The organism is Winogradskyella undariae (assembly GCF_013285155.1).
Lineage (GTDB): Bacteria > Bacteroidota > Bacteroidia > Flavobacteriales > Flavobacteriaceae > Winogradskyella > Winogradskyella undariae.
Genome location: NZ_JABTEL010000001.1, coordinates 356,182 through 371,797, shown reverse-complemented (window position 1 = coordinate 371,797; position 15,616 = coordinate 356,182). Strand labels below are relative to the sequence as shown.

Sequence of the window (15,616 nt, the reverse complement as noted above, 5' to 3'; positions counted from 1 at the left end):
ATTATAATTTAGTATTTGAAAAAAGCCATTTTAAAAGTTCTGGTTCTGCAAAAGCTGGATCCCAACTATTATGATTTGCAAAATCGTATAAAGTAAGTTTAGGAAATCCGCCTGCACTTATTATTGCTGATGCCATGCTTAGTGATAATTTTGGATCTACAACATCATCTTTAGCTCCGTGAAAAATCCAAAGTGGAATCATTTTCGCATAAGCTGTTACATATTCTGGATCTCCACCACCACAAATAGGAATTGCAGCTGCAAACATTTCAGGATTACGGTAGATAATCTCAAAAGTTCCCATACCTCCCATAGATAATCCCATGGCGTAAACCTGATTAGTTTTCACGTACGGTTTAGCGACCATCTCTGTCATTAAATCTGTTACCAAAGCCATAGCTTTAGTTGGTGCCTCATTGTATTTATAATTAAATGTAATTGGCTTTGTAGAGCGATCGGCATCTAGTTTAGACCAATAATCATTTTGTGGACATTGTGGAAAAATCACAATTGCAGGAAAAGAATCTCGGTGTTTTTTATTCAGAAACAAGCTAGCGCCATTATTCAGTTGCTTTTTATTATCGCTACCACGTTCTCCAGCTCCATGAAGCATCAATACTAATGGATACTTTTTAGAGGCATCAAAATCTTTTGGCAGAAGCATTCTATAATTTAGCGTATCGCCATTAACCATATGATGTTCATACGAGAACAAATCTTTTGACGATTCGGTTTTCTGTGCGATTACACTAACTGAATTCAAAAATGTGACACCAAAAATTAAGACTAAAAATAAATGTTTCATGATTCTTTTATTTGAAATTTAATAGGAGAAGCCTAATGCATTTAAACCATTTTGAACATCTTCATTTTGCATAAAATAATTCCACAAAAGTCCGGTTCTATAATTCTCTATCATAATAATTTCTGGCCCTTGATCTATTGCTAAATATCTTTCTGTAACCCAATCATTATATTGCGGACTAAAGGCATCATAAAATCCTGCAGGTCCTAATAATATATCTTTCTTACTATAAAAATAATGTAAAGCTGCAAGTGATTTCTCTGGTGTGTAAGGCATAGAACTAATTGCTGCCGTAGGTGAAATAACACCTAAATCATTTTCAGGACTATGAGCAGAATACCCTATAGAACCATCTGAATTTCTAGAATAACTTGCTGTTAAACCCCAACAATCTGAACCATAATCCACATAGTTATTTGGGTTATTAACACAATGCTGATAATTGATATTGGTATGATTCACATTTAAATCCCAGTAATTCGCATACTGATCCGTTAAGTTGGTTGGGTTTAACCCTAAATATGAATAATGCGCCCAAAATAAAGGACCTGATCCCGAGCCTGCATGATCTAAAATCAACGGAATATTGTATTGACTTTCCGAAGAAACAATACTTCCATTACTAGCCCAACCTTCGTTATATACCTCTGGTGCAATAGCGTAATCTGTTGATGCTGCTCCTAAAACAAAAGCGATTAATGTTTCGTTGTAACCTTTTAATTCTAGATTCATTGTAAATCCATTATCTGGACTCCAATGCCAATACAAAGCATTTTGGTTTTGAGTATACCAATTCCATTCTACACCTTTCCATAACACATCTGCTTGAGTCGCTAAAATGGCTTCTTCTTCAGATCCGTCCTTAAAATATTCTTTTACACAAATTAATCCTTGTGCAAAAAGTGCAGTTTCAACTAAATCACCACCATTATCTTGATCGCTGAAAGGAATAACGTTACCATTTACTCCATTAATCCAATGTGGCCAAGCGCCATGAAAACGATCTGCGTTTTCAAAGAAATTTAAAATCTGACTTAATCTATCATAACCTTCACTTCTTGAAATATAACCTCTTTCAACACCTACTAAAATTGCCATAAGACCAAAACCACTACCTCCTGTTGTGACTACATTTTCACTATCTGAAGGATCATTTACATGGTAACGTTCTCTAGCTGCACCAGAGTTAGACTCTGCATAATCCCAGAAATATTTAAAAGTCGTTTCTTGGGTTAGATCTAATAATTCTTCGTCTGTTAAGTCTTCAACTATAGGATCATCACCACCTGGATTATATGGCTCCTGATAACCAGGCCCATTGTCTGAACCACAGCTTAAACACAGTAAAGTGATTATTAATAATTTAATTTTTTTTATGTTACTCATTTTCTAATATTCTAAACAAAGAATTGCGTTGACATTCTTACATTTTATTGTACTTCTTACTAAATCAAAAAAAACATTTAATTTCTATTTTCAAACTAAAAGACAGGTAAGAATAAGCGGCATTTCAATAATTAAAAATGCCGCTAAAAAAAACTAGGGGTAATTATTAGACTAAACTTTATTCTTCTTGTGGCTGCATAGAACTTATTTCTACCTGAGACAAAGCTTTATTATATAATTTTAATTCATCTATTAAACTTAAATCAGATAAATGTCCCCAGTAACTAAAAGTTTCTCCACCAGCACCAATTGTTATATCTGTACAATCTGTCCAATCAATACTAGAATCTAGAACAGTCGTATTTTGTAAATTACCGTTTAAGTAGATTTTACTTTCTGTTGCAGAAACAGTTAAAGCTACATGAACCCATTCGCCTGCAGTAACATCAATCATCCCACCATCATTCCAACTTTCTGCTGCACCAACACCTATGTTTGCTTTAATAGTTTGTTCCGTTTCATTGCCTTCTCTAAACAATCTAAAACCTTGATTTCTATTTTCTGGAGTATCATTTCCTACAACTAAAATCCCTGCACGATCCGGCGTACTATTTACCTTATACCAGAATGTTGCACTAAAAGCGTCTTCACCAAACAAACCATCAATTGGAAATGTTAAATATGAATCTGTAGTTCCTTCATAAGTACTACCAGAATAACCACCAGAAACGATATTTGGTGTTCCAACCTCTATAGGATCCGATTCACTAATTAACTCAGTATACAACCCTTCAAAAAATGGCATATAAAAAGTTTCTCCCTCCACACTAGGTAGGTAAGAGTTATCAAGATTAAAAGTTAAGCTATCGGATGCTGTTTTGCCACTCATATCCGTTGCCTCCACAACAATAGTATGACTTCCTAATTGCAAGTTTTCATATTGAAATGAATCCATGAATATTCGGTAATCTAAAAAACTATCAAAGGTTCTAATGGTATTACCGTCTAAAATGACAGTTACATTGCTAATTTCTATATCATCTTCGACTAAAACCTCGATATCTAAATTTATTTCCGTATCTGTAAATGGAATTAACACATTTCCATTAGGACTCACAATTTGAGCTGTTGGATCTTCTAGATCTGGTCCTGAATTAACTTGAGTTATTGGATCTATACCGTCATCACATGATGCTAAGAAAAGCACCGTAAAAACTACTGCTATTTTTAATACTATATTTTTCATAATTTCTTAGTCGTTTTGGTTTTGATTATAAGCATTAAGAATATAACTCTGATCTAATTGCGCTTGTGGATAAGGCAAAAAGGCTTTTTCCATGGTGAAATTTCTTCCATCGTAGCTCAACTCTTCAGTTTCTCCAAGTCTAACCATGTCATAGAATCTAATTCCCCATTCCATTCCTAATTCTGCAAATTTCTCGTCCATAACTTGATCACTAGTAACACCACTTAAATTATCTAATCCTGCACGGTTTCTAATTAAGTTAACAGCACTATCTGCAGTACCCGCTGAACCAGAAGCACCTCTTGTTAATGCCTCTGCATACATTAGTAACACTTCAGAATAACGAATAACTGTATAGTTTTTATTAGTTCCGTAAGTAGTTCTACCAGGAGTTAACTCTATAGAAGGTAAATAATGTTTACCACTAGAAAAATACGCTCTTGTGAAATCGTTAATAACATCTCCATCTCTTGTTGTATTAGATATCCAACTTGGTAACGTTGCGTAATTAGGGTCAGTTTGCAATTCTGCAATACCTCTATCTGTAAATAACACACTAGTTTCTAAACGAACTGTTTCTCCTCTATCTAACATGAATTTAACAAACTTGAAACTTGGCTCATAAAATCCCCAACCGCTACCAGCTTCTGGCACAGCAGCTGTCCAATTTTCTGGTCCATAAAATTCAAACAAATGACTTACATTTTCTCCTGATGCCTGACCAAAATCTGAATATTGAATTTCCATAATATTTTCATTAGCTAATTTCCCATCTGTTTTAAATAGGTGGTAATAATCATCAAAAAGCTGAAAACGATTAGAATTAATAATTTCACCTGTTGCATCTGCAACGTTTTGGTAATTACCAACTTCTAAATTAGCCATTGCCTTAACTGTTAAACCGGTGTATTTAGTAATCCCTCCTGGTAAATCTACTCTTTGATTTGGAGCTGTATCTAATAAATATGGAATTGACTGATCCATTTCATCTGAAATCCAAACCATTAATTCATCTTTAGGAAGCACTTCTATTTGTGTCTGATCTGTAGTCTCAATTTTATATACATCTCCAAACATTCTAGAAAGCTCTAGAGTTACAAAACCTCTTAACACTCTACATTCTGCAACGTATTGATCTATTAAATCTGAATCTACACCTGCTGCTCTAAATTTCTCTAATTGTTCTATTTGAGCTGTAATTTGAAGTATATCTTGTGCCCAGTTTTCAAAAAACACATTATACATCCAGAAATTATTATCGTAAACATAATTATCCGTATCTGCAAAACCCTGCTGATCTCCAAGACCTCCTGCATTTACATCATCTCCCCTTACAGATAATAAAGGTATTTGCTCCCACCCTATGTCATTAAATTTTTGATAGGCACCAACTAATGCACCTAAGGCACCGTCTTCACTAGTGTAATCAATATCATCTACAACAACGACTAGTTCTTGTTGTTCATCTAACTGATCATCACATGTAAACATGAAAACAGGTAGTATGAATAAAATCAATCTTATATTAAATATTTTTTTCATCTTTTAATTTTTTAAAGTTTTACTGTTACACCAAATGTATAAACTGAAGGTGTTGGATATGTTTGAGTATCTCTACCATCAAACCCCACTTCTGGATTAAAACCGTCATAACTTTTAGTTGAAAGAAAAGGTCTATCTGCAGTTAAAGTAAAACGCATTTCAGGTAAATTCTCTTCTCTCAAAGTGTATGCTAATTGAATGTTTTGAATTCTGAAGAAATCACCTTCTTGTAAAAAGAATTTAGATAATCTCTGATTCCAAACATTTCTATAACCTTCTGATGATGGAAATTCATTTGTAGTCCCCTCACCATGCCAGCGATTAACTGCTAATTGTGCATCTATATTACGTCCCTGAGTTCGAATAACTTCCATACGGTTTGTATTTAAAATTACGTTTCCTCCTTGGCCGTAAAAAGCAACATTTAATTCGAAATTCTTATAATTAAGACCTAAGCTACCTCCGTAATAATAATCTGGAACTGGTGATCCTAAGTACTCTCTATCTTCACTATCTAAAGTACCACTTGAATTGTTGTCTTTATACTTAAAATAACCTGGTTTAATATCCGTACCATCTGCAATTGCTGCTTGAGCTACTGGATCTGCATCAATCTCTGCTTGATTTTGGTATACTCCTTCTATTTCCCAACCATAAAACACATTTATTGGCTGACCAACAACTAAACGCTGACGTGCTTCTGCTGTTCCTGTATCAATATATGGCTGACCTTCAAGACTTGTAATTTCATTATCTAGAGTACTAAAGTTTCCTGAGATAGAATAACTCCAGTCATCTGATATTCTACCATTCCAAGTCGCCGCTAATTCTAGTCCTTTATTTCTAAGTGACCCAACATTTTGGTAACTAACATCTGTACCTATTAATGGTAAAACTGGGATTGCTAAATTCTCTGTATCTTTTATAAAATAATCAGCTTCTAGAGACAAACGATTATTAAAGAAGTTAGAAGACAAACCTAAATTTAACTCTTCTGTATATTCCCAATCTAAATCATCAGATGATGTAGAGAATTGAAATCCATTTACTAAAGTATCATCAAAAACTGTAGAAATAGTTGAAGCACTTTGAGGAATACTAGCTGGCACAGCATCATTTGCTAATCTACCCCAACCCGCTCTAAGTTTTAAATAATCTATAAATCCTACATTTTCCATGAAAGATTCTTTAGATAATTCCCAACCTAAACCAAATGCAGGTAAATACACATAAGTTTCATCGTACTTATTACTTCCTTCTGCACGAAATGTTGCATAAGCTAAGTACTTATCATTAAATTTATATTGTGCTCTAGTAAAATAAGAGAAGCCATAAGAACGACTTCCGCCATCATATGCTGTTCTACTATCTTCAGAAGTATTTGTTAAATACCAAGTTTTATCGTTATTTCTAATAAAAGCACCATTAGGATCAAAATTACCAGAAGCTCCAAAGTTACTAGCATAATCATCCCTAAAAGACATACCTGCTAAAACGGTAATATCATGCTCTCCAAAGGTATTTGTATATGTCAATGTATTATCCCAAATGTAGTTTTCTGTAACGGCATTGTTTCGAGTTATTGAAGACTGATTAACACTTCTTTGATAATCATCCGTAACATAATATGGAAGAGAAACAATACGCTCATTTACACCTAAATAGTTATAAGACAAACTACTTTTAAAACTTAATTGTTCAGGAATCAATTTAAAATCCGCATAAAAATTAGCTACAGTTCTTCTTCTTTCTCCTCTTCTATCAGAATTATCTAATAATGTAAATGGATTTTGAGAATTTCTATATCCTATTTCTCTTGCATCTGAGTATGGTAAAGGATCTGCATCAGTAAAATTACTATCATATACTGGTAAAATTGGCACTGCAAAATAAGTTTCTTGCCATGCAGAAGCTTCATCGTCATATTTTACAGCATTACTGTATAACATATTTCCACCAACTTTAAGCCAATCATTAACTTTTGCATCTACTTTGGCTCTAACATTAAAACGTTCGTAACTATTTTTCATATCAAGAATACCATCTTGAGCAAAAAAGTTACCACCAACAGAATAAGAAATATCTGCTCCTCCTCCATTAACTTGAAAATCATGATTCTCAATAGAAGCAACTCTAAGAACCTCATCATACCAATCTGTATTTACATCAGGTATATTAGGATTTACTCTACTACGACCAAATCTTTGCATCGCTTGATTAACACTTGAAATTTCTGCTGCAGAACCAGATTCTTGTGCAAAAGTTACAAACTGTTCTGTGTTTGCCATTTTTAAAACATTCTGAGCTATTTGCATACCATAATAAGTAGAAAATGTAATCTCTGCTTTCTTATTAAGTCTACCTCCTTTAGTTGTTATTAAAACAACACCATTTGCAGCTCTTACACCGTATATAGCAGAAGCTGAAGCATCTTTTAATATTGATACACTTTCAATCTCACTAGAGTTTAAGAAATCTACGTTATCAAAAAAAGCACCATCAACAACAAACAATGGCGAAGAGTTACCATATAATGAATTGGTACCTCTAATAATAATTTCTGGTGTTTCTCCAGGAGATCCCATACTACTTACCTGTACACCTGCAACTTTACCCTGAAAACTCTGAGCAACTTGAGCAGAAGGTGTTTTTTGTAATTCCTCTGGTTTAATCGTTGAAATAGCACTCGTTAAATCAGCTTTTTTCTGAGTACCATAACCAACGACAACCACTTCATTTAGAGAAGCAACATCGTCAATTAAAGTAATATTCAATTGATTTTCATAACCTACAGTAATTACTTGAGGCACAAAACCAATATAGCTGAACTCTAATTGCTCACCTACTTCTGCCATAATCATGTACTTCCCATCAAAATCTGTAGTGACTCCCCTATCTGTTCCTTTAATAATGACGCTAGTCCCTGGCAAAGGCATACCGTCACTCTCACTTGTTACCGTTCCATTAATTTCTATCTGTTGTGCAAAAGAACAGATTGAAAAAAACAACATCAACAATAGACTAATTTTTGTTTTCATATAGATTGTTTAATATTAAATTATAGAGTTAGTTTATTTAATACGAAGTTATAATCTAATGTTAAACTATGTTAATCTCTTTTTACATTTTAAATACGTCATGCATGATGAAGAAGAGCCGTTTCTACTAAAAAAACTATACGTGACGTAGCATAAACCAATTAGAAAAACGTTGTAGTAGAATAATAAAACCTAAAATGACGTAGTATTGACGTATCAAATCGCTGTGATAAAACAGATATTGAAGCTTAATTTTTAATATTTAATAAATAATCCACCAAAGAAATATCATTTTCTAAATCTAACTTCTTTTTTAATCGATATCTATGTGTTTCGACCCCTCTAACCGAGATATTCATAAGTGGAGCTATTTCTTTAGACGAAAGATTCATTTTGATGTAGGCACACATTTTTAAATCTTTTGGTTTAAGACTAGAATGTTTTGCTTTTAGTATTTCAAAAAACTCATCATGAACTTGACTAAAGTTATTTTCAAAAACCTCCCATTCATCTTTTAAAACAATTGAGTTATCAAGTTTCTTTACTAACTTTTTATAAGAATAATAATTACTAAAACCATCTTTATTAACTTGTAGTTCATTTTTAATATCTTGTAATGTCTCATTCTTTTTTACTAAAGCCATTGCATTATTAGCTAATTGCTTGCTTTTAAGTTTAATTTCGTTTTGTAACGATTCATTTTTAAGCTGAACCATTTGTTTCTCATTCTCTAAGGTTTGCTCTCTTAATAATTTTTCCTGCTCCTTTTGATATTTAATTTTAATAAGATGTTGCTCTTTAGCTACTTTTCTATTATGCATCGTATAGAAGATTACAACAATCATAGCTGCCAAAAGATTATAAAGCACAAAACCTATTGTATCTCTATACCAAGGAGGAAGAACATCTATTTTTATACTTGTAACAGGTGAGACTTTACCTGAATTATCATTTATTCTAAAAGCAAATGTATATTCACCATCTATTAGATTTGAAAACTCTACTGTACTACCTTCAATTTTATACCATATATCATCCGTTTCAGGAATATTATATTCTAAAAAATAATTTGTAGATTTCGATGACGTTAATTCAATTGCAATATTCTCATTAAAATTAAAACGCACACCTTCTTTATAAATATTAGAAAGACTTATTGATACTCCATTAACAGCTATACTCTCTATATTAGGCCGATATAAATTTGTAGTATTGGCAGAAGTATTATTAATCATCATAAATCCATTATCTAAACTCAAAGCATAAACAGAATCTCTAATTGTAGACATATTTTCGTAACCAATAATATATCTATTCTTTAAAGATCTATCGTTTAAAAATAACCTGTCTTCATCATCAGAAAAGGACTTAAATTTAATATATCCACTTTTATCTTTTAAAGCAAACAGATCTTTACTTACTCCTGAAATGATATAACTGCCCTTTCCTAATTTATCATTAAGCAGATTGTAAGGCGTAATAGAATCTATAATAGGTTCATATTTCTGCCATCCTTCATTCGTCTTAAAACAAATAGCATTTTTAATATTATACAACCTAACATTATAATCTGAATGTATCCCTTTTTCACGATAATCGATTATAGAAGTTACGGAATCATAATTTTTATCAAATATTACTCTATAAATTCCTTTTGTAGCATGTGCAACCCAAGCGGTATTAGCATTTTCGAAAACTAGAGACTTAGAAGGAATAGTCGTTTTTCCTAAATGTTTAACTTCCCATTTACCATCTATTTTCTCAAACTTAACTAAGCCAGAGTATGTTCCTTGTATATAAGTATTTTCTTTTTCAGGTACTTTTCTTATGGTGTATCCACCTGTATATCTAGAAATAAAATTAATAGTTTTTTTATTCACTAAAAAAGTACCTTCATTATGTCCACAAAAAAGTTCATCATCAATAATCTTTAAATCCCAAACTTGCCCCTGAGAACCTTCTACAAATTGTAATTTATCAAATTCGTCTAACAAAAACAATCCTGTATTAGTCCCTATATAAATTGTATCCTTAAACTCCACAATATCATAAACAGCACCTAACTTACCTGAAACATCATTAAAAAAATAATTACTACTACTAAGCTGTATATGCGCTATTCCATTATCTAAACCTAACCAAAGGTTATCTGTAGAATCTATAGATTGAGCTAAAACAGTATTATTGAGTAACCCATTTTCTTTACTTATATGATATTTTAAATTTCCACTCTTATCACTTAAAAAAACACCGTCTTTTATTGTTCCAAATACCATATCTCCATTGCTTAAAACAGAAAAATGGTTTAGTTGATGTAATTTTATTTGTTCATTAATTTCAAAATTAGTTGGTTTTAAATTGTGCTCATCTAAAAAGAAACTTCCTTTAAGTGAAGTCATTAATAAAAGTTTCCCTCCATAATTACTAACCGAAATAATCTTAGTGTCTTTTAATAGCTCATTAAAATAAAAAAGCTCTAAATCTTTATCTTTCAACAAAAACACACCTTCATTTAATGTACTGATATACAAATTATCATTTATAACATTACACGATATAATAACTGAATTTGTGTGCAATTGCCTGACTGTCTCAAAATCGTAAACATATATATTAGAGAAAGATCTAAAGATAATCTTATCATCAAAATTCACTATTTCCCATATTTCTTCATTAGGAGAAATAATATCAAGTATAGTATCACTTAAAGAATAGTATTTTAGAAATCCAAACTCATTACGCTTCCAGTAACCAAATTCCTCATAAGAGCCAGTATAAACAATATTATTTACCGACAATACAGACCGCACAATTGTTTTATTAGGTAATTGATGAAATTTCCATACTAGACCATCATACTCCAACAAGCCACTATTATTAGCAACATACACCTTACCGTCATTTGCCCTAGTAATATCCCAATTTTGATTACCAGCCTTATACTCTGCTAAAGTATAATTATGTATGCTTGGTGTAAATTGACTATAACAGTGCGTAGAGAATAAAAAAAAGAAAATAAAAAAAAAAGATAGCTTATTCATTTTATTAAAATACCAAAAATTTATGATAGAAGCTATGACTTACTAATGTAAAATTAACCTCCGTTACATCTAACACAAATATAAAATATAAGAATTACAAAAAAATCATTAAATAATAAGGTTAAAAATAGGCCGCATATAAAAAAACAAAAAATTAAGTTCTATAAATTTTTATTTCAAAAAATAATTCACAATATTTGACAACACTTATGAAAAAACAAGTCATTAATATCATTTCTATTATTCGCATTGAGATTATTTCTCAAAGCCAAGGAATGCTATAATCAAAATAAAACATATATTTATTTTAAAGCCTTCCTTTTAAACGGAAGGCTTTTTTTATGCAAAAAAAATAAATATTTGAACATCATAATTAAAAACGCCTAAATAATTGATTAACAATAATTTAAACCAAGTGTAGAACAATTGAATTTAGCTAAAAAATAAGAACTCTTTCACTAAAACAGCACATATAAAGTAATTTAGATTCATTAAATAAATTTTGCCTTTAATAAACTATGAGCGAATTAAATAAATACAGTAAAACAGTTACTCAAGACGCAACACAACCGGCTGCTCAAGCTATGTTGCACGCTATTGGATTAACAAAAGAAGATTTCCTCAAACCAATCGTTGGAATCGCTAGTACAGGTTACGAAGGTAACCCTTGTAATATGCATCTAAACGATTTAGCAAAACATGTAAAAGAAGGAACGAAGAACGAAGATGTTGTAGGATTAATATTCAACACCATTGGTGTTAGTGACGGTATTTCTATGGGAACACCAGGAATGCGTTACTCATTACCTTCTAGAGATATTATTGCAGATTCTATGGAAACTGTAGTGCAAGCTATGAGTTATGACGGATTAATTACCGTAGTAGGATGTGATAAAAATATGCCAGGTGCATTAATGGCAATGATTCGTTTAGACCGACCAAGTATTTTGGTTTATGGAGGAACGATTGATTCAGGTTGCCATAATGGTAAAAAACTAGATGTCGTTTCTGCTTTTGAAGCATGGGGAAGTAAAGTTGCCGGAACCATGGACGAAACAGAATATCAAAATATTGTTGAAAAAGCTTGTCCAGGTGCTGGTGCTTGCGGCGGAATGTACACTGCAAACACAATGGCTTCTGCAATTGAAGCCTTAGGAATGACTTTGCCTTTTAACTCTTCTAACCCAGCATTAAGTGATGCTAAAAAAGAAGAATCTGTAAGAGCTGGTGAAGCCCTACGTTTATTATTAGAAAAAGATATTAAACCGTCTGATATAATTACTAGAAAATCTTTAGAAAACGCAGTAAGACTCGTTACAATATTAGGTGGTTCTACCAATGCTGTATTACACTTTTTAGCCATTGCAAGAGCTGCTCAAATTGATTTCACCTTAAAAGATTTTCAAGATATTAGTGACAATACACCATTTTTGGCCGACTTAAAACCAAGTGGAAAATATTTAATGGAAGACATACATGCTGTTGGCGGAATACCTGCAGTATTAAAATATTTACTTAAAAAAGGATTAATTCATGGTGATTGTTTAACTGTTACAGGAAAAACAATTGCAGAGAATTTATTAGATGTTCCTGACTTAAAAGAAGGTCAAGATGTTATACACCCTATTGAAAAACCTATTAAAATTTCAGGACATTTAAGAATGCTTTACGGAAATTTAGCTACAGAAGGAAGTGTTGCAAAAATCACAGGAAAAGAAGGCTTATGCTTTAGAGGAAAAGCTAAAGTTTTTGAAGGAGAATATGCAGCAAATGATGGTATTAGAGATGGTAAAGTTGAAAAAGGCGATGTTATTGTCATTAGATACGAAGGACCAAAAGGCGGACCAGGTATGCCAGAAATGTTAAAGCCTACAGCTGCTATTATGGGAGCTGGTTTAGGAAAAGATGTGGCTTTAATTACCGACGGAAGATTCTCTGGAGGAACACATGGTTTTGTTGTAGGACACATTACACCTGAAGCACAAGAAGGAGGAACTATTGCCGTTGTAAAAGACGGAGATATTATTACTATTGATGCTGAAACAAATTCTATATCACTTGAAGTCTCTGAAGTAGAACTTCAAAAAAGACGTCAAAAATGGAAAGCACCAGAATTAAAGTTTGAACGTGGTGTTTTATATAAATATGCAAAAACAGTATCATCCGCATCTAAAGGATGTGTAACGGATGAATTTTAAAAAGAAAGAGTCAAGAGAAAACGAATAAAACCATAATAGTTTTTAATCTATTCTCAATAATCCATTTTATACTATGGAAGTAAAAACAGAACAAAACAACCCAAAAAAGACATCAACTACAGAACGTATTTCTGGTAGTGAAGCTATAATAAAATGTTTATTAGCTGAAGGTGTCGACATACTTTACGGATATCCAGGTGGTGCAATTATGCCTGTTTATGATGAATTATACAAGTATCAAGATAAAATTCATCATGTTTTAACACGCCACGAACAAGGAGCAACGCATTCTGCACAAGGTTACGCTCGTATTTCCGGTAAAGTTGGTGTTTGTATCGCGACTTCAGGTCCTGGTGCTACCAATCTTGTTACCGGGATTGCAGATGCACAAATAGACTCTACACCAATGGTTTGTATTACGGGCCAGGTGGGATCTCATTTATTAGGAAGTGATGCCTTTCAGGAAACTGATATCGTAGGTATTTCTACACCAGTAACAAAATGGAATTGTCAAATCACTAAAGCTTCACAGATTCCTGAAATGTTAGCAAAAGCATTTTATATCGCAAAAAGCGGTAGACCAGGACCTGTATTAGTAGACATCACTAAAGATGCTCAATTTGAAGAATTTGATTTTGAATACAAAAAGTGTAAAGGTGTAAGAAGTTACAAACCTGTACCTGATACGGATGAAAATTCTCTTAAAGCAGCAGCAGAACTCATTAATAACGCAAAACAACCTTTAATCGTTTGGGGACAAGGTGTTATTTTAGGTAAAGCAGAAGAAGAATTTAAAGCCGTTATTGAAAAAGCAGGAATTCCTTCTGCTTGGACTATTTTAGGAGCTTCTGCAATACCAACTTCACACCCTTTAAATGTAGGAATGGTTGGTATGCATGGTAATTATGCACCAAATGTTTTAACCAACCAATGCGATGTTTTAATTGCTATTGGTATGCGTTTTGACGATCGTGTTACAGGAAATTTAGCTTCATATGCAAAACAAGCTAAGGTGATTCACTTCGATATTGATCCTGCTGAAATTGATAAAAATGTAAAAACAGATGTCGCGGTTCTTGGAGATTCTAAAGCAAGCTTAAAAAACTTATTGCCTTTATTAAACCCGAATTCACATAAAGAATGGCATCAAAAATTCAAAGATTTATACAAAATAGAGTACGAAAAAGTTATTAAAAATGATTTACATCCCACAAAAGAAGGGATAACAATGGCAGAAGTGTTGAAAGAAATCAACATACAAACCAAAGGTGATGCTGCTATTGTTAGTGATGTTGGCCAACATCAAATGATTGCATGTCGTTATGCTGAATTCAATAAATCAAAAAGTAATATTACCTCTGGAGGCTTAGGAACTATGGGTTTTGCATTACCTGCTGCTATTGGAGCTAAAATGGCTGCACCAAACAGAGAAGTTGTAATGATTGCAGGAGATGGAGGTTATCAAATGACGATTCAAGAATTAGGTACTATTTTTCAACAAAAAGTACCCGTAAAAATTGTGGTTTTAAATAACGAGTTCCTTGGGATGGTAAGGCAATGGCAACAACTATTTTTCGATAAACGTTATGCGTCAACAGAAATGACAAATCCCGATTTTGTAGCGATTGCAAAAGGTTATCATATTGAAGCTCAAAAAGTAACCGAAAGAAAAGATTTAAAAGCAGCTGTAAAAGAAATGATCGATTGTGAAGGTCCATATTTCTTGGAAGTTAGAGTAGAAAAGGAAGGTAATGTATTTCCTATGATACCTACAGGTGCAAGTGTTTCAGATATAAGATTAGAGTAATTATGGAAAACGAAAACAGACAATTTACCGTTTCTATTTATACGGAAAACAATATAGGATTGTTGAATAGGATTTCAGCAATATTCCAAAGAAGACATATGAATATTGAGAGTCTTAACACATCACCTTCAGAAATTGAAGGAGTTTCTAGATTCACAATTGTTGTAAATATTACAGAGGCTCAAATGAAAAAAATTCAAGGGCAGATAGAAAAACAAGTCGAAGTTATAAAAGCTTACTATCACACCGAAGATGAAATCATTTACCAAGAGTCTTGTTTATTCAAAATTAAATCTGAATTATTATTCGATGAACGTCAAATTCAAAATATAATCAGAGAAAGCAATGCCAGAATTGTAACGGTAAACAAAGAATTCTTCGTGTTAGAAAAATCAGGCAGAAAAGAAGAAATAGATTTATTATATAGAGAATTAAATGTCTTTGGCATTATGCAATTTACACGCTCTGGTCGTGTTGCGGTAACCAAAGATAAAATGAAAATATCAACATTACTTGAAGCATTTCAAGATTAAAAAAATAAAGAAAAAAGAAA

At 32.4% G+C, this 15,616-nt stretch carries 9 protein-coding genes; 3 read left to right on the top strand and 6 right to left on the bottom strand.

The window, feature by feature from the left end; genetic code table 11:
• Position 1: 1 nt before the first annotated feature.
• From HSX10_RS01490 to HSX10_RS01465, 6 genes are all read right to left on the bottom strand, one after another.
• Complete coding sequence (locus HSX10_RS01490; RefSeq protein ID WP_173586429.1) at positions 2-805, bottom strand: carboxylesterase family protein; 804 nt, start codon at positions 803-805, stop codon at positions 2-4.
• A gap of 18 nt (positions 806-823) precedes the next feature.
• A complete protein-coding gene (locus HSX10_RS01485; protein ID WP_173586428.1) occupies positions 824-2,191 on the bottom strand; it encodes a glucoamylase family protein in 1,368 nt (455 codons plus the stop codon).
• Between the two features lie 178 nt (positions 2,192-2,369).
• The gene (locus HSX10_RS01480; protein ID WP_173586427.1) at positions 2,370-3,437 is read right to left on the bottom strand and encodes a LamG domain-containing protein; all 1,068 of its coding nucleotides are present in this window, start codon (positions 3,435-3,437) and stop codon (positions 2,370-2,372) included.
• A 6-nt stretch (positions 3,438-3,443) separates the two neighbouring features.
• The gene (locus HSX10_RS01475) at positions 3,444-4,979 is read right to left on the bottom strand and encodes a RagB/SusD family nutrient uptake outer membrane protein (protein ID WP_173586426.1); all 1,536 of its coding nucleotides are present in this window, start codon (positions 4,977-4,979) and stop codon (positions 3,444-3,446) included.
• A gap of 11 nt (positions 4,980-4,990) precedes the next feature.
• On the bottom strand, positions 4,991-8,017 hold the full coding sequence (locus HSX10_RS01470) for a SusC/RagA family TonB-linked outer membrane protein (protein WP_173586425.1): 3,027 nt from the start codon (positions 8,015-8,017) through the stop codon (positions 4,991-4,993).
• 248 nt (positions 8,018-8,265) lie between these two features.
• Positions 8,266-11,058, bottom strand: coding sequence for a helix-turn-helix and ligand-binding sensor domain-containing protein (locus tag HSX10_RS01465; protein WP_173586424.1), 2,793 nt, complete (start codon positions 11,056-11,058; stop codon positions 8,266-8,268).
• 518 nt (positions 11,059-11,576) lie between these two features.
• On the opposite strand from HSX10_RS01465, the gene ilvD reads away from it, so the two are divergent.
• The 3 genes from ilvD (at position 11,577) to ilvN (ending at position 15,596) form a co-directional block, all read left to right on the top strand.
• Entirely contained in the window at positions 11,577-13,256 is a 1,680-nt protein-coding gene (ilvD, locus tag HSX10_RS01460) for a dihydroxy-acid dehydratase (protein WP_173586423.1), read from the top strand.
• 73 nt (positions 13,257-13,329) lie between these two features.
• Positions 13,330-15,063: a biosynthetic-type acetolactate synthase large subunit gene (ilvB, locus tag HSX10_RS01455; protein WP_173586422.1), complete on the top strand. Its 1,734-nt coding sequence runs from the start codon at positions 13,330-13,332 to the stop codon at positions 15,061-15,063.
• Between the two features lie 2 nt (positions 15,064-15,065).
• Positions 15,066-15,596, top strand: a complete 531-nt coding sequence (gene ilvN, locus HSX10_RS01450) for an acetolactate synthase small subunit (RefSeq protein WP_173586421.1) — start codon at positions 15,066-15,068, stop codon at positions 15,594-15,596.
• Positions 15,597-15,616 lie beyond the last annotated feature (20 nt).